The sequence below is a fragment of the Secundilactobacillus silagei JCM 19001 genome (genome assembly GCF_002217945.1).
In the GTDB taxonomy this organism is placed as follows: domain Bacteria; phylum Bacillota; class Bacilli; order Lactobacillales; family Lactobacillaceae; genus Secundilactobacillus; species Secundilactobacillus silagei.
In genome coordinates this window covers 107,929-128,900 of record NZ_BCMG01000009.1, presented here as the reverse complement: position 1 = coordinate 128,900, position 20,972 = coordinate 107,929, and the positions used below count along the sequence as shown (strand labels likewise).

The window sequence follows — 20,972 nt, the reverse complement described above, 5'->3', positions numbered from 1 at the left end:
GGTGGGTCGTGGTGATTGCTCATCATGACCCACCTTTTTACATTGTTCTATCAAGTACTAATCATTTGTTGCCATAACTGTAATACTAAGCTTCAGTAACTTAATCATCGTCACGCTTACGCCGTTTCAATCCGAACAGGCTCAGCATACCAGTCATTAATCCCAGCAGTGATAAAGTAGCTGCTTGGTTATTTTGTTCACTAGTTTGTGGTAATTTGGCTTGGCTAGTCTTTACGTCATTGGTCTGGCCAGCAGCACTAGCTTGACTAGTAGGCATTACCGTCTTTTGAGTTGCATTAGCGTAGCCAACCGTTGCTTGCGGCTGTGCAACCCTAGTTTCATCAGTCTCACCAGTCGTTGTTGAATCAGGAATAACTTGACCACGGTCAGTTGAATCAGTCGTAACATCGTTATCCTGCCCTTTTTGTGGCGTAATATCTGTCGACGGTACGACAGTTCCCTCAGATGTCGAGGTGACCGGCGTATCGACAACTTCTGGCGTTGGCGTATTGTCTGGGGTTTGTGGCGTCTGTGGTGTTACTGGTGTAACTACCGTGTCAGGTTCATCAGGTGACTTAGTAGTGCCAGGCTTGTCAGGGTCTGACGGCTTTTTAGTCGGCGTATCGCTAACCAGTTCATACTGAACAAAATCACCATCGTAGTTGTATTTTGTCAAGGTGTTAAACTGAGCAGCCCCATTGTTGGTACTGTCGACAGTAGTAGGTGCAACTTGATCCGTTGTATTTGGTACTAATACAAAGTGATATCCAGTTGGAATCAGCGCCTTTTCAGCGTTAGAGAAATCAGAGATCACCGTTGGGTAGTCATCTTTTTTGAACTCTTCAGCATTATCATTGAAAAACTTGTTTAAATCAGCAATGTCAATATATTGATCTTGTCCATTAGCATCAACATAGTGATACCGTGCTTTAATCATCGATTTCCCAGAAATTTTAATGCTGGCATCCTGAGAATTAACACTGGCTTTAGCACCATTACCATAGAAGGCTGTCTGCAAAACTCCCGTGTGACCAGCCTGTAGATTAAATGGGCTTAATTGAGGATCAGTAGTCCCCGTAAGTGCAATTCGACCGGTTGAGCTATTGGCTTTCATATTTGGAATCTTAACAATTACTGAACGAACCGTAGCCCAGTTAGTAATTGCAGAAGCCGGTACATAACCGCTCTCATCCGGTTGCGTTTCATTGCCAGTAATCACCTGAGGCGCCGTTGAATAGAGAACTGTCGCATTTATTGGGTCCCCAGTACCGTTTACAACCGTGTAATCAGTTGGTACCGTGATTGGACCAGTCAAGTTAAACGTGTATTGTGAGCCTTTAACATCTCCAAGGGTTGGTAAGTTAATCGCAACTTCAGCATTATTATTTTTAGCGTCCTTCTCTAATGAAGTGTACACAACACTGTCGTAAAAGGTTAACGTTGGGGCACCTTTATCATCACTGGCGCCATTCAGAACCGGATCAATATCCAGATTGCCCTTTGCTAATGGTGTATTGTAAAACGAACTAGCAGTAACAATGTCCCAGTTCCCATCGCCACCGTATAAATCCATTTGAAGTGCGTTGGTATTATCCTCAGCATACGATTTATCTGCAATTTTGGTTTTATTTGCAAGCTTAGTTGTTGGCGAAACGATGTAAATCCAGTAAGGGTACGCCCCGGGTAATGCATCGGGATTATTGGCCAAATTAACTTGCCCGTCCTTAGCACCATCATCCGTGTTGACCGTTATTCCAGTTCCAGAATAATCAATTTTGACAACGGTACGGCCATCATCTGCCTTGAAAGTACTCGTTTTAGCGCCAGATGCTGCGTTTATGCCGGTAACAGTAGTCGCCGTAGGAATAACGAAGTAATAAGTTGGTTCAAAAATTTTCCTGGTTGTTTGCTGGTAGTTACCACCAATTAGTTGTAAGGAACCGGCATCTATTACTCCAGGAGTTTTACTAGTCTGAGCCTCGTGTGCTTCTCCTTGAGCAATACCGTCAACAATTGTTTGCGTCGTTGATGCAGAGAACGTCTTACCAGGTCGTGTTGGATCAGCATATGCTAAGTCAATCGTCGAAGTGAACTGATCACCAGTCTTAACGGGTGTTCCGTCATCATAAGTTTGAGCCAGTTGACCACCAACAATAAACCTTTCAAACATTCCTGAATCCGATACGGGTGTTACATCACTAGAAGCTCTTCCCTTAGACGTATTAGCCCCTGGTGCGAGACTATTCGGCGTGAGTACGATGGTCCTAATTGCCGACGTGGCTGTAGGTGTAATCTTTTGGCCAGCATTAACCGTGCCAGTTTCAGTTGAACCATCAGCTAAAGTAAGTGTGTAGTTATAACTGGTTGTCCCCGGAAGATAAAGATGCGGGGTAATGCCTGAATCAGGTGTCCGAACACTAGTCGCATCAAGTCCACTAGGAATTTTGATCGTAATTTTGGCACCCGTTGTATCACTAATGGCATCCACTTGAAAGCCAAATGAAGACAGATAAGCCGGATTATCGGCTGGATCATTACTTAGTACTAGATTCGTGTTTGAAGCCTCAGCAGTCGTTGCAGTTTGCCCATTACCAATATCGCTTCCACCCGAGTTGACCCCAAGGATCGTAACAGCCCATGGATTCCCCGTAGCCGTCAAAGTTTGACCATCTGAATTAACGACTTGTTTGAAGTTTACGGGGTTAGCAGCCGTAAGCACAGTATCAGTTGCTGGCCGTGTCATGTTAAACGACCCAATTAATTTATAACCTAAACCATCGTTTCGCCAATTTTCTAGGCCGGTTCCTGCTGGCGCTGAGATAATGATATCCGTTCCAGTACCACCTGGTTGGGTAATCGTCTGACTATCACTAAACCCGTTGATATCCTTAGTATTATTGGCATTTAACTTAAAATCAGTGGGTACTGGAACGGTAATCGTTGTTCCACCGTAATTGACCGATGTGTTAGCCCAATCTGATGGTGCACTATCATCCAAAATACCATTCGGTTCGTTAACTTTAATGGAAAATACATAATCTTTATTGGGTAATATTTGGGGTACTTTTTCTACACTGGGATAGGTCTGTACTACTGGTGATAAACTAACAGTTGGCGTAATCGTCTGGGTAAAGGTCACTGGCTTCTGGTCAACACCATTAGCTGACCAAGTGATCGTCTTCGTAACCGTCTTACCAGCGTCCGCCATTGGATGTCCTAGTCCATAGGAATTATTGTTAACATTGAACTTAATTGTTTGCGTATTAACACTATCAATCTTGAAAGTATCGGTAATAGTATGCGTCCCATCGGAATTATTAACTTGCGTAGTTGTCCCAATCGCACTTGGCAACGGTTGAACTTCACCAATTTGATACACATCAGTATTAGCTGGAATGTTGATGACGTATTTATCATTCGCTTTTGCCGTAACTTTCAGTGTCAGCACAAATGGGTTGTCTGCGTTTATACCTGATTTATACCCAACTCCAGGTTTCGATAGTGTCAAAGCTGCATCCGCTGTCGGATCCCCAATCGCAACGATCTTTTGCGGTTTCAAAGTTGCCGCATAAACCTGCGCAGCACTTGCCTGAGCAGCCTTCAATTGTGCATTAGTTGGATCGACCAAGGTTTTAGTCGTCAGTGTCTGAGCTTCTGGCGTTGATTTGGCCACCGAATCATCTGTCTGAGCTTTAGGTGTTGGTGTTACCGCATTAGTAGTTGGTGCAGTTACAGCTTTTGGCGCTTGCACTTTAGTTTGAGGTGCCGGTGCCTGAACTTTAGTATTAGGCGTCTGCACTTTAGCAGTTTGACCAGCATTCGTCGTAGCTGCCTTGGGCGTTGTACTTAAATTCGAATCTGCTGCACTCTTAGCTGCTGTGTCAGTATTATCAGTTGTCTTATTGGCCGTTTGTAAACTCACTTTATTCGTATCTGTACTTGAAGCAGCCGAAGAACTCTTCGTTGAAGCGACATTGGTAGATTCAACCGGCGTTGCATCATTTTGCGCAACTGTATCAGCATAGGCGGTTGCGTTGCCCCCGAGCAACAACCCGGCGCCAAGTGCAAAACTGGCGAGGCTCGCGTATAGCCATCTCTTACCAACTTTGTATGCCTTATAGTGCTTTTTCAAATTGGTTTGTATCATCTTAATGTTATTATTCTTACCAACCATAATCTGGTCCCTCCTGGTATGTGAATAACTGGCAACTGCTTCCCCTGCCGATAACTATTGAACCATTGCTACACTGTAAAGGGGGTTAATCACGTTTATCAAACTACCGGTACGTCACTATTAAAATGCAATCCCGTACACCTGATTGTTAACCCCATTTATTAAACAATTTCATTGTATGCCCGCAAATATTGCCTGTAAATACCTATCCAACGTTTGAGATTGTCAATCTTTTTAAAAAAATCAAAATAAATGGTGACGCTTACATTAATATCCATTAATGGTTAGATAATATTCATTTAAAATAAGTGAAAAACCAGGGGTAATTCATGGCGATCATTGATCACATCATGAATTACCCCTGGTTTTCTAATTAATAAAAATTCGTTTTAGTTACTGTGGTAATGATTACCACTAATTTTTAACCATTATCGTGCTTGCGCCGTTTCACTCCGAACAGACTAAGCATACCGGTCACTAATCCCAGCAACGATAAACCAGCTGCTTGATCATTACGCTCATTGGTCTGTGGTAATTTACCAGAATTAGTCTTCGAATCATTGACTTGGCCGCTAGTCTTGGCAGTTGTACTAGTTGTTACTGCTAAACCAGCTTGTGCAGGCACTTGCTCAGTACTTACATCCGCAGTCGCAAAGCCCTTAGCCGTTGATTCGGTTTGAACATTACCGCCAGAAGTTTGACTGCCAGCGGCTACCCCTTGTCCTTCAGACTGCGAAGTCGCTGGTGTTTCTGGCGCTACTGCCGTTCCCGTATTATCAACTGTAGTAACTACATCAGGATTATCAGGGATAATGGCAGTACCAGGCTCCCCTGGCGTCGTAGTCGTGTCCGGATTACCAGGCGTCGTTGTGCCACCAGGATTATCAGGTGTCGTTCCGGTATCCGGATCACCGGGTGTTGTGGTCGTGCCAGTGCCAGTATTATCTGATCCACCGCCAGTATTACCCGACCCTTCATTTGGCGTCGCTGGTACGTTGAATTTAGTCAGCCCTGGTTCAAAGCTGGTTGGGTCGCCGCTTCTATCCAGTGTATAACCTGGTAGATCAGGCACCACAATTGGGTCATCCGTCTTGCCAGTGACCACGATCGTCTTGATTGGCTGATTCGTCTTCGTATTGACGTACGTGATCGCCACGGTCTGCTTATCAGCCGTATAGAGCACGGTGACGTTCATATTCAACTTAGACAACTGGCTAGTCAACATTGGTCCTTCAGTCAGCTGTTTAACGGTACTGTGCGGTGTGTAACCGGTGATGACCGGATTAGGGACTGCGGCATAATTGTTCAGCGGTGCAGCGTAACTAATGCCTGTCACCTTATCTACGACCGTTTTCCAATTCATCGTTTCAACGACTGGCGAAGGCGTCTTGGACTGATCCCCATTAGCCATCACGTAGGTAATCGTCCGGGTAGTGGTGGCCGTCCCAGTGGCTAACTGATGCACCAGATGAATCTGGATCAACTGGTGAGGTTCCACCGTAAAGGTATAGATCCCGCTGGCGGCTTGACCCTTAGCTAAGGCGTAATTGGCGGGAATCTGATTGGCTGTATCCCAGTTAGCGGTACCATTTGTCGTCCCAGTTAAGGTCGTTGGCGTGCCAACAATGGCGCCGTCATGATCATCATCGACGTATTCAACGGTAGCAGCTTGTTTAGCAGCCGTATAGGTCACGGTCACATCATTGCTGCCCGCTGCTGGCAGATCAGCGACTGATACTGCCCCATAATTTTTTTGCGGTACTTCGCTCACATTAGGGGTGTAGCCCGCAAGTGCCGGTGTGGTCTGCATCGCATACAAATTTTGTGCGGTGGCGACACCCTGGCCAGTAACTTCATCGGTCGAAACCGCCCAAGTGATTGTTTGTACTTTATCAACTGGCACCGTCCCCCGGTAGCTTGAATCAGCAACGACATAATGAATCGTTCGCGTGGTCGTTTGCTGACTATGATCAACGATGTGGGTCAAATGAATCTGAATTTTTTGACCCGGTTCAGCCGTTAAGGTATAGGTGCCACTAGCTGCTTGCCCCTTAGACAACGTGTAATATGCTGGCAGATCATTCGTGTTCCAGTTAATTGATCCTGAGGTAACCCCAGTGACCGTCTTTGGCGTCCCCACTACCGTGCCATTGTTGTCATCATCGACGTATTCCAGCTGCGCGCTGGCTTGATCAACCAAGTCGTATTGCACAAAATCACCATCATAGAAGGCTTGTGTCACAGTGCCAAACTTGGCAGCACCATCACCAGTACCGTCAATAATTTTCGGCGTCACGTTGCCGGCTGCATCCGTGACCAGTTGATAACCGGCCGGCAAGAGACTCTGATCCTTTGCCGAGAAACCGGCTGGCTGAGTTGGGTAATCGTTTTTAAATTCATCCGTATTGTCAGTCAGCGTCTGGCTTAAATCGTCTAGATAGACGTACTGATCTTGTCCGCTAGCGTCTACATAGTGGTAACGCGCTTTAATCGTGGAAGTCCCCGTAATTTTAATTGACGCATTATCGGAACCCAGACTGACTTTAGCACCGTTACCATAAAAGGCCGTCTGTAAATTGCCTGTTTTGCCGGCTTGCTGGTTAAAAGGCTGCGCGGTGGTCCCCGTCAGTTCAATGCGGCCAGTTGCCGTATTGGCTTTAATGCCATTTACTTTTACGATAACCGAGCGAACTTTAGACCAATCCGTCACTTCAGATGCGGATACGTACCCCGTCGTATCCGGTGTCGTTTCATCGCCAGTCACCTTTTGAAAGTCGGTGCTGTAAAGAACCGTTGCATCCATTGGCGCCCCCGTGCCGCTAACGACCGTGTAGTGAGTCGGTACTTTGATTGGACCCGTCAGATTAAAGGTGTACTGCGACCCATTTTGACCAATGGTCGGTAAATTAATCGCTACTTCAGCATTGGAATTCTTGGCATCCTCTGCTAATGAGGTATACACAACGTTATCGTAGAAGGTCAGCGTTGCGCTCCCCTGATCATCACTAGTCCCATGAGTGACTGGGTCACTGTTCGTATTGCCTTTAGCTAGTGCCGTATTGTAAAACGAACTAGCGGTGACAATCTGCCAGTCACCAGTACCGCCCTGCATCAAAACTGCATCCGGATTGCCATCAGTATAAGTTTTATCAGCAACTTTAATCGTATTGGAAAGCGACGTGGTCGGTGACACAATATACATCAAATATGGGTAGCCCCCAGGCAATGCATCGGGATTGTTAGCCAAATTGATCTGACCCAGTGAAGCCGCTTCATCGGTGTTCACCGTGATCCCCGTACCCGAATAATCAATTTTGACAACCGTATGCCCGTCATCGGCTTTAAAAGTACTGATCTTAGCGCCCGATTTAGCCGTGACGTTGGTCACCGTCGTTGCTGTAGGAATCACGAAGTAATAAGTTGGCTCAAAAATTTGTTTCGAGATCTGACCGTATTCGCCACCCTGGACAGCGAGATGACCAGCCGTTTGAACCCCAGGTGTTGTACTGTCTTCTTGCATGTAGCCAATCGCTAGAGCAACAGCATCGACCACCGTTTGCGTGATGGTAGAAGTTGCGCCCTTTTGTGGTTGCGTCTCATTGGCAAAGCCCAGCGTGATCGTCGACGTTAACTTATCACCAGATTTAACCGCTCGGCCATCATCGTACCGGTGCGCTAATTGCCCCTCGACGATAAAGCGTTGATACGGTGCAGCTGGTGTCTTATTGGGATCCAAATTACCGGTTCTGGAGGTATTGGCACCAGGTGCAAGGTAATTAGGTGTCAAAACAACCTTCCTGATTGCTGACCCATCAGCAGCGGTTACCTTTTCACCAGCGTTCACGCTGCCAGCTTCCGTCGTACCGTCCGCTAACGTTAAGGTATATTGATAGCTAGTGGTTCCCGGCAGATAAACTTGAGCGTTCACAGCCGAAGCCGGCGTTTGAATACCAGTTGCATCCAGGCCATTCGGAATCGTAATGGTGATCTTAGCGCCACTGGTATCGGTCACTGAATCCAAATAAAAACCAAAGCTTGATAGGAATGACGGGTCATCGGTTGGATCACTATCCAGCAATAAGCTTGTCTTGGAAGCTTGGGCGGTCGTGCCGGCAACCCCATTACCTACACTACTGCCACCAGTATTGACCCCCAGAATTTTCACGGTCCAAGGCGCCACGCTGCCAGTTAACTGATCGCCATCGGCATTCATAGTTTGGCTAAAGGTCGTCGCGCCATCGGCCGTATAAACGGTGTCGGTTGCTGGTTGGGGCATTTCAAAAGACCCCACCAACCGGTAGCCACCCTGTGCTTCCCAGTTTTCAGCACCACTGCCTGCTGGCACGTTAATGATGAGCACACTGCCAGCACCACCAGGTTGGGTGATCGTGGTTTTGTCCGAGAATTCATTAATTTTTTGGGTATTACCCTCATCTAATTTAAAACCAGCAGGAACCGGAATCGTGATCGTTGAACCGCCAAAATTATCACCGCGGTTGACCCGCCCCGATTGATACCCGTTATCTAGCACCCCGTTAGCTTCGTTCACGTTCATGGAAAAGACGTAATTCGTATCAGGTACGACTTCTGGGATGTTTTCTTGATTAGGATAAGTCATCACTACCGGCGTCAAATTGATGGTCGGCTTAATCGTTTGGGTAAAAGTCACTGGGGGTTGTTTCACCCCGTTTGCTGACCAGTCGATCGTCTTGGTAACGGTTTTGCCGACGTCCGCCATAACATCGGTAGCCCCGTAGTTATTGGCTAAATTAAATTGAATCTCCTGTGAGATCACAGCATCAATTTTGAAGGTATTCGTAATCGTGAACGCCGCGCCACTCGCATGCTGGCTCACAACCGTCGTGCCAACAGTACTTGATAATGGCTGAACTGAGCTGTATGCAAATACAGGCGTGTTAGCCGGAATATAAATGACGTAGACGTCACCCGCTTTAGCGGTTACCTTCAAGGTCGCCGTCAACGGACTTTTGGCGTTACTGCCATAACCCACTGCTGGTGATGAAAGACTTAACGTTGCATCCGCCGTGGTCGCCATTTGAGATGTCTTCAAATCCTGTGGTACTAAAGCTGCGGTGTAAGTCTGAGCCGTCTTAAATTGCTGATCACTCACAACTGCCTGAGTTCTTGAAACAGGCGCTGGTACGTCACTATTCGGCTGGTTTGTCTGAGTCTGCGGTGCAGTTGACGTTGCTTCAGATTCGGGGGCTTGCCCCTTAGTCTGAGGTGTCTGCACTGTAGTGGGCGTTTGCGTTACAGCTGATTGCGCATCATTATTCGCAGCTGACTTAGGCGTTGTGTTCAAATTTAAATCTGAAGCACTGCTAGTCGTCGCATCGGAATGATCTGCTGCTGGTTTATTAGCCGTATTTACGGTGGCCGTACCTGTATCTGCCTTTGTAGAATTACCAGTGTTTACAGCTACCTTATTTGTAGTCGTACTTGCATCTGCTGAAGTCTTAGCATTTACACTGGTCGCTTCAATTGGCGTTGTATCAGTTTGTGTTGCCGTATCAGCATACGCCGACGCATTCCCGCCAAGCAGCAGTCCAGCGCCAAGTGCAATGCTCGCCAAACTAGCATATATCCATCGTTTACCTGACTTATATGCCTTGTAGCGTTTTGTCAAATTCGTTTCTATAGTCCTAATGTTATTGTTCTTACCAACCATGTCCTGGTCCCTCCCGGTATGTGAATAACGGTTAACTTCTGAGTAAAGAAATTAACAACGTTCAGCTGATCATTCAAACCCCTGTCCTACTCCTATTTGTTAACCGCCTTTACTAAACAAATTAATTGTAAAACGGCAGATATTGCCTGTAAACGGCGATTGTCCGGTTTAGATTGCCAGTTTTTTTGAAAAAATTCTTAATCGTTTAAAGAAATGGTCTACTAGCATTTAGATTCAAAATAATTGGTAAAAGCGTTTTCAAAACCGTGAAGATAAAAAAAGAAGACCAATTCATCAATGAATTGATCTTCTTAAAATACTTCATCAACCTGCGTTGACAAAGAACTCAAATTACTTTTCTATGCTTGAATTACTCATCATCACGTTTGCGCCGTTTCAGACCAACCAAACCTAACATGCTGGTCAACAATCCCAAGATGCCCAAACCAACTGCTGAATGACTCTGCTCATTGGTTTGTGGCAACTTCTGCTGGTTAACGGTTGAAACATTAGCTTGACCTTCTGCAACCGAACCATTTTGAGTTGTTGCCGAAGTATTTGAAACAACACCAGCTGCTGCCGAAGTTGCTAACGTTTCAGCAGTCCCAGCATTAGTCCCAGATCCGAGTGGTGCCTGCAAACCGTTACCAGGAGTTGTTGTGTTATCAACTGCTGTGCCTGGGTTCGTGACCTTTGTAGCCCCTTTACCAGGAGTTGTCGGCTTGTTAACCGCTGTTCCTGGAGTCGTGGTCTTTGTAGCCCCTTTACCAGGAGTCGTTGGTTTGTTAATCTCTGTTCCTGGAGCCGGATTACTTGGAGTAGTCGGCTGTACTGGTTGAGTCGGTTGTACTGGTTGAGTTGGCTGTACTGGCTGAGTCGGTTGTAGCGGTTGAGTTGGTTGTGTTGGTTGTGGTGTATAGGTCACCACTACGTCCTCATTATACATTGGGACATCTTGCGCAACCACACTGCCAAAGACCTGCTGATCAACCTTACTTGGTTTTGCAATGTAACCTGGCAGGTTTGGTGCTGTCTGCTCATAGTAAGCGCCTTGTGGCGTGGCAACACTCTCGCCAGTTACTTCATCAGTTGAAACGTTCCAAGTAACCGTTTGAACAGTTGGTGCTGGTACTTGACCCGCATAACTTGGATCATCCACGACATAGTGAATTGTTCGAGTTGACGTCGTTGTGGTGTGATCAATAATGTGATTCAAATGGATCTTCACAATTTGATTACTCTCGTTGGTAAACTGATATGTCCCATTGGCCGCTTGACCAGTAGATACTTGGAAACTAGTCGGCTTATCATTTGTATTCCAATTAATTTTTCCGAAAGTCTTACCCTTAACAAGGGTTGGTGTCCCAACAACAGCACCACCATTATCGTCATCCACATACTCAAATGTGACGCTTTGATCATTTGGTGTATAAGTGACTGTCACATCATCAGCTTTAGCTTGTGGCAGCTTATCGCCAGTCACACTGCCATAGGCTTTTTGAGCCACCGTCGGTGTATCGGCAGTATACCCTGGAATCGTTGGTGCAGTTTGAGCATCGTAAGCATTCTGCGCAGTTGCCACACTGGCACCAGTAACTTCATCCGTTGACACATTCCACTTGATGGTCTGCGTCTGCGTTTCGGGTACTTGACCAGGATAGTTGGCATCATTCACTTTGTAGGTGATCGTCCGGGTAGTCGCCGTGGTGCTGTGTGCAATGGCGTGATCCAGATGGATCTTCACTATTTGATCCGTACCATTTGTAAACCGATACGTGCCATTAGCTGCTTGGCCTTTGGCTAAGACGTACTTAACCGGCACATTATCCGCCGTCCAGTTGGCACTGCCAGCAGTCTGACCGGTCAACGTCGTTGGCGTACCAACCACGGCACCATTATTTTCATCATCTACATATTCGACCTGTGCTGTTTGGGCGACTGGTGTATAAGTGACTGTCACATCATCAGCCTTAGCTTGTGGCAGCTTATCGCCAGTCACACTGCCATAGGCTTTTTGAGCCACCGTCGGTGTATCGGCAGTATACCCTGAAATCGTTGGTGCAGTTTGAGCATCGTAAGCATTCTGCGCAGTTGCCACACTGGCACCAGTAACTTCATCCGTTGACACATTCCACTTGATGGTCTGCGTCTGCGTTTCGGGTACTTGACCAGGATAGTTGGCATCATTCACTTTGTAGGTGATCGTCCGGGTAGTCGCCGTGGTGCTGTGTGCAATGGCGTGATCCAGATGGATCTTCACTATTTGATCCGTACCATTTGTAAACCGATACGTGCCGTTGGCTGCTTGGCCTTTGGCTAAGACGTACTTAACCGGCACATTATCCGCCGTCCAGCTGGCACTGCCAGCAGTCTGACCGGTCAACGTCGTTGGCGTACCAACCACGGCACCATTATTTTCATCATCTACATATTCGACCTGCGCCGTTTGGACGACTGGTGTATAAGTGACTGTCACATCATCAGCCTTAGCTTGTGGCAGCTTATCGCCAGTCACACTGCCATAGGCTTTTTGAGCCACCGTCGGTGTATCGGCAGTATACCCTGGAATCGTTGGTGCAGTTTGAGCATCGTAAGCATTCTGCGCAGTTGCCACACTGGCACCAGTAACTTCATCCGTTGACACATTCCACTTGATGGTCTGCGTCTGCGTTTCGGGTACTTGACCAGGATAGTTGGCATCATTCACTTTGTAGGCGATCGTCCGGGTCGTCGCCGTGGTGCTGTGTGCAATGGCGTGATCCAGATGGATCTTCACGGTTTGATCCGTACCATTTGTAAACCGATACGTGCCGTTGGCTGCTTGGCCTTTGGCTAAGACGTACTTAACCGGCACATTATCCGCCGTCCAGCTGGCACTGCCAGCAGTCTGACCGGTCAACGTCGTTGGCGTACCAACCACGGCACCATTATTTTCATCATCTACATATTCGACCTGTGCTGTTTGGGCGACTGGTGTATAAGTGACTGTCACATCATCAGCCTTAGCTTGTGGCAGCTTATCGCCAGTCACACTGCCATAGGCTTTTTGAGCCACCGTCGGTGTATCGGCAGTATACCCCGGAATCGTTGGTGCAGTTTGAGCATCGTAAGCATTCTGCGCAGTTGCCACACCGGCACCAGTAACTTCATCCGTTGACACATTCCACTTGATGGTCTGCGTCTGCGTTTCGGGTACTTGACCAGGATAGTTGGCATCATTCACTTTGTAGGTGATCGTCCGGGTAGTTGTCGTGGTGCTGTGATCTACAATGTGGTTTAACTGAATTTCGAATGGGACATTATTAGCGTCATGGAACGTGTAGGAACCGGTAGTTGCTGCACCAGTAGCCAACCTATAACCGGTTGGAACAGTGCCCATATCCCAGTTAATTGAAGTTCCCGGCGCCCCAGAAATGGTTTTGGGCGTACCAACCACGGCACCATTATTATCATCATCTACATATTTAACCTGAGCAGTAACATTACCAACCAATTCATACTGTACAAAATCACCATCATCAAAATATTGAGCGACTGTGCCCAACTTAGCGGCTCCATCATTTTTAGTATCGATAATAGTTGGAACACCTGTATCTAACTTATATCCCTTTGGAATCAAAGCCTTTTCCACATTGGTAAAGTCCGCCGCTTGTTTCGGATAATCGTCTTTGAGAGTATCGACATTATCATTAACTGTTTGAGTTAAACCGGGAATTTCAATATATTGATCCTGACCATTTGCATCTAGATAGTGATAACGCGCCTTAACCGTTGAAGCCCCCACAATCTTAATCGAAGCATCAGCAGAACTAACAACAACCTTTGAACCATCACCATAAAAAGCCGTCTGCAAAGTACCAGTTTTACCTGCCATATTATGGAAGGTAACTATCTTACCATCAACCGTCTGATCAGCTACGCTACCATCAATAGCAATTCTACCAGTTGAAGTATTTGGCTTGATGCCGTTAACTTGAATAATGATTGAACGAATCTTAGACCAGCCATCAGCAGGAACCTGATCTGCGAGTACATAACCGGTGGTATTCGGAGCCGTATCAGTAGTATTAAAAGTTTGAGCGGTAGTGGAATAGAGAACAGTAGGATTAATAGCAGTCCCATCACCTGCAGCCGTTGTAAAGTTGGTTGGCACAGTGATTGGGCCCTTTAAATTAAAGGTGTATTGAGAACCCTTTGAATCACCAACAGTAGGCAAATTGATGACAGCCGTGGCGTTATGATCCTGCGCATCAGTAGCAGGTGACGTATAGACAATGGAATCGTAAAAGGTCATATCAGAACTGCCCTTATCATCACTAGTGCCATCAGCTACAGCATTAACATCTTTATTACCCTGTGCTAACGAGGTGTTGAAAAATGAGCTTGCAGTCGAGATATTCCACGTGCCGTGACCCGCTTCACCATTCATCATGTAAGCATTCGGATTATTTTCAACAAACGATGGATCTGTCGGCTTAATTGTATTTAAAAGCTTAACCTTTGGTGAAACAATATAGACAGAGTATGGGTAATCCCCAGGTAATGCATCTGGATTGTTCGCTAATGTAATTCCACCCCAATAACCAGTAGTTTTACTGACATCAACAGTTTGGCCGGTTCCGGCGTAATCAATTTTAACGACAGTCTGACCATTGTCTGCGGTAAATTCAGAGACCTTGGCACCAGTTACCTGGGTTAATTGCGCACCAGTAGGATCAGCCCCACCATAGCGGGAATCATGAACAGGATCGTCGTTCATCCCCCCGAGACTGTTAACAGAAGCTACCGTAGTCACTTTGGGAAGGACAAAGTAGAAGGTTGGTTCATAAATTTTATTCGTATTCTGATTTCGAAAATCATCATATCTGATTTGAAGCGTACCAGCACTAGGATTACCTGGTGTTTGGTTATTGGGTCTTGTTATCAGATAAGCTTGCCCGTCGGCCAGTGCCTCTTGGACTGTTTGGACTACCTCTTTATGATCCTTCACAAGATTGTCACTTGGCCCATAACTGAAATCAATCTTGGAAGTTAGTTTATCACCACTTTTAACAGCAGTCGTATTATCGTCATATTTATCAGCTAGTTGACCAATCACCGCAAAGCTTGAAGCCTCAGTTGAGGCATCCGTATAAGAACCAGGAGCTACTGCATTTGGCTCTAATACTGCCGTCCTAATTGCAGAACCATCGGTGGATGTAATCTTTTCACCCGCTGCAACTGTACCCGTTTCGGTCTGGCCATTTGCTAAAGTTATCGTGTACTTATAACTGGATGTATCAGGTAAATAAGATGCTATCGTAACACCTTGTGCCGGCGTTTGAATACTCGTTGCATCAAGGCCATTAGGAACCGCTATCGTAATTGTTGCGTCATTTGTGGTGGCAGCTGAATTATAGGTAAAACCAAAGCGGTTAAGATTTGCAGGATCATCTACATGATTCGTAATTAACTGAGAAGGATTTCCTGATGAGTTACCATTAGCAATCGCTGTAACCCCGCTTTTCCCAACGTCAGTGCCTCCTTGGTTAGCGATGATTGTCACCTTCCAAGGATCAGCCTGATCAGTAAGCGTGTTGTTAGTAGCATCTCCGTTGACAATTTGAGAGAAAGTGACGTTTCCCCCTGCAGTGAGCGTTTGAGCTGATGTCGTTTGAGGCACATCGAACGCACCGACAATTTGATATTGTGGTGTATTATATTGTCCTTGGTTAGCTGCTGAAGCCCCAGCCTTTGCTGGCACATAAATAGTCACAGTTGTTCCCTTACCGCCGGATTGGGTAATCGTCGTTCCATCTGTGAATGCATTCATCTTATTAGTCGTATCAGAATCTAATGTAAACCCAGTAGGAACTGGAATTGTAATCGTTGAACCGCCATAGTTGGATACTTGGCCAACACGATAAGTTGAGCCATCAATCCAAGGAATCCCATCATTTTCGTTAACGCTCAGGCCAAAAACATAATTTTGATTAGGTAAAAGCGCTTTAACTGTATTTGGATCGGGATGAAGCATAGTAACCGTTGATAGGTTCGTGGTTGGTTTAACCGTCTGAGTGAAACTAACCCCAGTTTGAGAATTTCCATTGATTGTAAACAGAACATTTTTCGTCACTGTTTTACCAACGTCAGCCATACCTGCATCGGGTAGGTAGTTACTCGTCAATTTCAGTTTAATATTTTGGGTGGTTACAGTATCAGTCGCAAAGGTATCAGTAAGGATGGTTGAACCATCCTTACCCGTAGTCGTGGTTGTCGTACCTGCTGCTGAATCTAAAGAATCAATCGAATCAAACGTAAATAAGGACGTGTTTTTTGGAATCGTAATTTGATAAACATCACCCGCCTTGGCGTTGGCAGTTAGGGTCATTGTCAAAGGATCTTGTGCATTGGTACCCGTACCAATTGCAGTTTCCGAAATTTTCAGTGATGTGACAGCCTCTGTTGGGCCGCCTGCTAGTGCGTCAATTTCTTGTGGCTGATGGGTTGTAGCATAAACTGCTGCAGCGTTCGCTTTGGCTGCGTTTAATTGATCTTCAGTTGGGTCAATCAGCGTTTTTTTTGAAGCAGCCGTTTGCGTTGTAGTAACCGGTTTAGTTAGATCACTAGTTGCACTATTTGCAGAATCACCGTTAGCTACCTGGCCATTTTGAGCTGTATTCTGATCTGCAGTGTTGGCTTGTTTAGCTGAATCAGCAGCCGTGTTGTTGACAGGACTATCGACCGTAGTTGGTGCTTTTTGAACAGCACTTTGATTACCAGTATCCGTGGCTGTGCTGTTTTTTTCGTTTTCAGTATTCTCATTTGTGTTGGAAGCTGAATTATCATTTGATTTTAAATTAGCAACGTTATCACTAGCATTAGTATTTGTGCCCGTTTTTAACGTCGCTGTCTTTGCATTTTGCGTATTCGCTGCCGTGTTTGAAGTCGCATTGGATTCTGTTGCGGTTGGTTGTTGCGTATTATCTGCTGTAGTGTCAGCGTAACTGGTTATACTGCTTCCTAGCAATAATCCCGCTCCAAGCGCCAAACTAGCTAAACTAGCATAAATCCACCTTGTACCAGCCTTATACGCCTTATAATGCTCTTTTAGATTGGACTTAATCGTCCTAATATGATTATTTTTTCCTACCATTTCTGGTACCCCCCTACTTCTGCCTACCAATTAGTTATTTAATCTATTAAAAATAACTTAAAGTCTAATTTCTTAGATTCAAGCGGTAATTAACAGTATTAACTATAAGTTTAAAACAAAACACTATTCTGCTTTTTCTGAAAAAACACTCCTCCTATACGATGCCCCCCATCTATTGGCTTCATTATAATGTAGCGGTTTTCACATGTAAAGATTATCTGTCGTTAATTTTTCATTACCGGTATATTGCTTACCAACAGCATAAAAAAACACCCTGATCACTAGTCGCTTTCGACCATGAACAGAGTGTTTTCTTCATATAATCTGTTAAAAATTTTAATCCATCTTTTAATCTTATTCCAAGAAATCCTTCAACTGCTTTGAACGTGAAGGGTGACGCAACTTACGTAACGCCTTAGCTTCGATTTGACGAATCCGTTCGCGGGTAACACCGAAGACTTTGCCGACTTCTTCCAAGGTGCGGGTTCGACCGTCATCCAGACCGAAACGCAGACGCAACACGTTTTCTTCACGGTCAGTCAACGTATCCAGCACGCTTTCAAGCTGTTCTTTTAACAGTTCGTAAGCCGCGTGGTCAGCAGGACTAGTGGCGTCATCATCTTGAATGAAGTCACCCAAGTGAGAATCATCCTCTTCACCAATAGGGGTTTCCAAGGAAACGGGTTCTTGCGCGATCTTTAAGATCTCACGAACCTTTTCCGTTGGCATATCCATTTCAGCACCAATTTCTTCAGGCGTAGGTTCACGACCCAAGTCTTGCAGTAATTGACGCTGGATCCGGATCAATTTGTTAATGGTTTCAACCATGTGAACTGGAATCCGAATCGTCCGGGCTTGGTCAGCAATGGCACGGGTGATGGCTTGACGAATCCACCATGTGGCATAGGTTGAGAACTTGAATCCTTTACGGTAATCGAACTTCTCAACGGCCTTCATTAGACCCATGTTTCCTTCTTGGATCAGATCCAAGAACTGCATCCCACGGCCAACGTAACGCTTAGCAATGGAAACCACCAGCCGTAAGTTAGCTTCGGCTAATTCCTGCTTCGCTTCTTCATCGCCCTGTTCGATCCGCAGCGCTAACGCAACTTCTTCGTCGGCAGTTAACAGCTTAACCCGGCCAATTTCCTTCAAGTACATCCGCACGGGATCGTTGATCTTGACCCCGGATGGTGCGGAAGTATTCTTTAATTCGCTAGCAGTAACTTTCTTGGCAGCTTTAACGGCACGAGAATCTGGATCACCGTTTTCATCAACGACACTGATACCAGCATCTTCGACTTTTTCCAGTAAACCGTCCATCTTCTTAGCCGTTAAACCAAATGGAGAGGCAATTTTATCTGAAAGTTCATCGTAGGTGACTTGACCCTTTTTCTTGTAATCCTTCACCAGGTTCTTAACAGCTTTGTCGTAACCTTTTTGATCAAATGTTTTGCTGCTCTTGGTGCTCTTTGCACTCTTTGTTTGTTTTGCCATTAGAAAGCCCCCTAAGCTTGTTTTTGAGACTGCTTTTGTTGTTGTAGCTTAATGTACTCGATCACAAGTTGGCGCACGCGGTCATTATCACCTAACCGCCGTGCTTCTTGCAATGCCTGTTCGGTTTCACCGATCCGTTTCGTTAACGGTGCCACGTTCATGATCAGCTGAATGTAATCATCAATCTCGCCTTCGCTAGTTGATTCACTTAACTGCATCGATTCAATGTCGATCACCAGATTCTGCAAATGATCATCGTGAATAAAATCCACGAACTGGGCTGGCGCATAGCTCTGGTGGGTTTCAAAATACCCCTGAGCCAGCGTATATACCAGCTGGTAATCATCGTCAACAAAATTAAACTGGGCAATGCCGGTGACGCGCAACCACACATCGTGGTCGTGAAGCATCCGGTAAAGCAAGGCCCGTTCCGCCTTTTCAATTGGCGTGCGCTTCACCACCTGCCGTTGCTGGGTCGGCGGTTGGCTTTGACCGGTTCTGACAGCTGGCGGTGCCGACCTGTCAGGTGCCTGACGAACTGGCTTGACCATGGCTAATTGCTGTCGCAAACTCGCCTTTTCCAATTGAAAACTGTCAGCTAATTGGGTCAAATAAACGTCTTGTTCAACGGGTGACTTCACCGTTGCCAGAATGGCTAAAATATCGTTTAAATATTGCAGCCTGCCAGTATCGGTATCCACGTCATACTGCGTTTTTAGATACCGCATTTCAAAGGCGACCGGCGTTTCTCGAGCGGATTCCAGCGCGTTGGCCAGTTTAGCTTCGCCGTACTTCTGCCGGTATTCATCGGGATCCATCCCCTCTGGCATCTGAATGACACCCAAAGTCAGACTGGAATTATCCCGTAATATCGATAGTGCCCGTTGCGTGGCCTTTTGCCCCGGCGTATCACCGTCGTAACAAACGTAGATCCGCTTGGTAATTCGCTGAATCGCATAGATCTGCTCCTCAGTCAAACTGGTTCCCATGGATGCCACGCCATTATCCACACCGGATTGGTGCGCTGACATGACATCCATGAATCCTTCAAACAAGATCAGGTCACCCTGCTTACGCACGGCGCCTCGCGCCAGATCAAAGTTAAACAAAACTTTGCGTTTATTAAACAGTTCGGTTTCCGGACTGTTTAAATACTTTGGCTGATCTGGTGTTTGGTTCAACATCCGGCCAGAAAAGGCAATCTCCTGACCCGACTGATTACGAATGGGATACATGATCCGGTCAACAAACCGATCCCGCAGTTCACCATCCGAATTTTCAATGAACAAACCGGAATGCCGCAGGGTCTGGTAATCGATCTTGCGGGTTTCGAAAAACGGCTTTAAGAGCTGTTTACTTGGTGCAAACCCCAGACCGTAATCCGAAATAGTTTGGTCGGTCAACCCGCGTTTATGCAGATAATCCAGTGCTGGCTGACCCATCTCCGTGTTCATTAAAATGTGCGTGTAAAGCTTGGTTGCATCCTGGTGCAGCTTGATCAGCTGATTAGTCGGTGACTGCGGGTCGCCGTGCTGACCGCCACCAGTTGCATCGTTAACGATCTGCTCGTCAAGCGAAACGTGTGAAAATGCCGCAACTTTAACCACTGCTTCTTGAAAGCTGAGGTTTTCAAGCTCCATTAAAAACTTGAAGACATTTCCGCCGCGACCGCAGCTAAAGCAGTGAAAAATTTGTTTCTCCTCAGTGACCGAAAAAGAAGGCGTCCGTTCCTCATGAAATGGACACAGACCAAAGAAATTTTTTCCTTGCTTCTGCAATTGGACGTACTGACTAATAAAATCCACGATATCAGTTGCATCGCGGACTTGTTCAATTACCTGTTCGGGTATTCTCGCCAACGGCGCAACCCCCTTTGATTAACCACCAAAACACCTGTAAATACAGCGTTTGAAGCCTGCGAATAGATTGTCAAAACAAGTTCAATAAGCATTAACTATCTTTCTTTTTTGCAATCTACCGCGTACGTAGTTATATCATATCAACTAAAGCAAATATGTGCAACTAAAGCGCCTCGAAACATCCGCTATTAAAAGCCTGATATTTCGCTTGATTATGCGAACGTGTGTTTGTATAATAAACCTAACTTTAAAAAGGCGGTGTTCTAAATGACCCAATGCATTAACTTAGTCGGGACCCTTCAGTCGGAACCTAAGCTCATCAAACCAGATCCCGTTATGCTGTATGTTTCCATCATAACAGATGATGGCCAAACACTGCACTGTATTGTTGTTTCGCACGCCCTAGATTTCTTCTACCGCGCGCACGCCCAGTCTAAGATTGCCGCTTACGGCCACTTTAATCAGCGCCACCAGTTCGTGATCACTAAATATTTCGTTTGGGCGCAAGTCTCATAATCTATAGAAATTAATTTCTCAATGTGCCCCTTTTTGCCATTTTAGAATTAAAAATAGATTAAAAAACACCTTGACATTTCATTTCTTCAAGCTGATAATGTT

Annotated in this window: 6 protein-coding genes; 1 reads left to right on the top strand and 5 read right to left on the bottom strand. The window is 45.9% G+C overall.

Going from position 1 to position 20,972, the window contains the following annotated elements; genetic code table 11:
- Positions 1 to 100: 100 nt before the first annotated feature.
- The 5 genes from CES79_RS09130 to dnaG all read right to left on the bottom strand — a co-directional run bounded on the left by CES79_RS09130 (position 101) and on the right by dnaG (position 20,354).
- Complete coding sequence (locus CES79_RS09130; RefSeq protein WP_089136993.1) at positions 101 to 4,174, bottom strand: KxYKxGKxW signal peptide domain-containing protein; 4,074 nt, start codon at positions 4,172 to 4,174, stop codon at positions 101 to 103.
- Between the two features lie 421 nt (positions 4,175 to 4,595).
- Positions 4,596 to 9,863, bottom strand: coding sequence for a mucin-binding protein (locus CES79_RS09125; protein WP_089136992.1), 5,268 nt, complete (start codon positions 9,861 to 9,863; stop codon positions 4,596 to 4,598).
- A gap of 370 nt (positions 9,864 to 10,233) precedes the next feature.
- Entirely contained in the window at positions 10,234 to 16,998 is a 6,765-nt protein-coding gene (locus tag CES79_RS09120; RefSeq protein ID WP_089136991.1) for an LPXTG cell wall anchor domain-containing protein, read from the bottom strand.
- Between the two features lie 354 nt (positions 16,999 to 17,352).
- Positions 17,353 to 18,495 carry an RNA polymerase sigma factor RpoD gene (gene rpoD / locus CES79_RS09115; RefSeq protein ID WP_054655393.1) on the bottom strand — a complete coding sequence of 381 codons (1,143 nt, stop codon included), beginning with the start codon at positions 18,493 to 18,495 and terminating at the stop codon, positions 17,353 to 17,355.
- An 11-nt stretch (positions 18,496 to 18,506) separates the two neighbouring features.
- Positions 18,507 to 20,354 carry a DNA primase gene (gene dnaG / locus CES79_RS09110; RefSeq protein WP_089136990.1) on the bottom strand — a complete coding sequence of 616 codons (1,848 nt, stop codon included), beginning with the start codon at positions 20,352 to 20,354 and terminating at the stop codon, positions 18,507 to 18,509.
- A gap of 267 nt (positions 20,355 to 20,621) precedes the next feature.
- Here dnaG and CES79_RS09105 point away from each other — a divergent pair, with 267 nt between their 5' ends.
- Positions 20,622 to 20,870 carry a hypothetical protein gene (locus CES79_RS09105; protein ID WP_054655395.1) on the top strand — a complete coding sequence of 83 codons (249 nt, stop codon included), beginning with the start codon at positions 20,622 to 20,624 and terminating at the stop codon, positions 20,868 to 20,870.
- The last annotated feature ends 102 nt before the right edge of the window (positions 20,871 to 20,972 follow it).

What these genes read in the sequence shown, in the direction of transcription:
- CES79_RS09130 (WP_089136993.1), bottom strand. Translation starts at nt 4,174, where the DNA reads ATGGTTGGTAAGAATAATAACATTAAGATGATACAAACCAATTTGAAA.
- CES79_RS09125 (WP_089136992.1), bottom strand. Translation starts at nt 9,863, where the DNA reads ATGGTTGGTAAGAACAATAACATTAGGACTATAGAAACGAATTTGACA.
- CES79_RS09120 (WP_089136991.1), bottom strand. Translation starts at nt 16,998, where the DNA reads ATGGTAGGAAAAAATAATCATATTAGGACGATTAAGTCCAATCTAAAA.
- rpoD (WP_054655393.1), bottom strand. Translation starts at nt 18,495, where the DNA reads ATGGCAAAACAAACAAAGAGTGCAAAGAGCACCAAGAGCAGCAAAACA.
- CES79_RS09105 (WP_054655395.1), top strand. Translation starts at nt 20,622, where the DNA reads ATGACCCAATGCATTAACTTAGTCGGGACCCTTCAGTCGGAACCTAAG.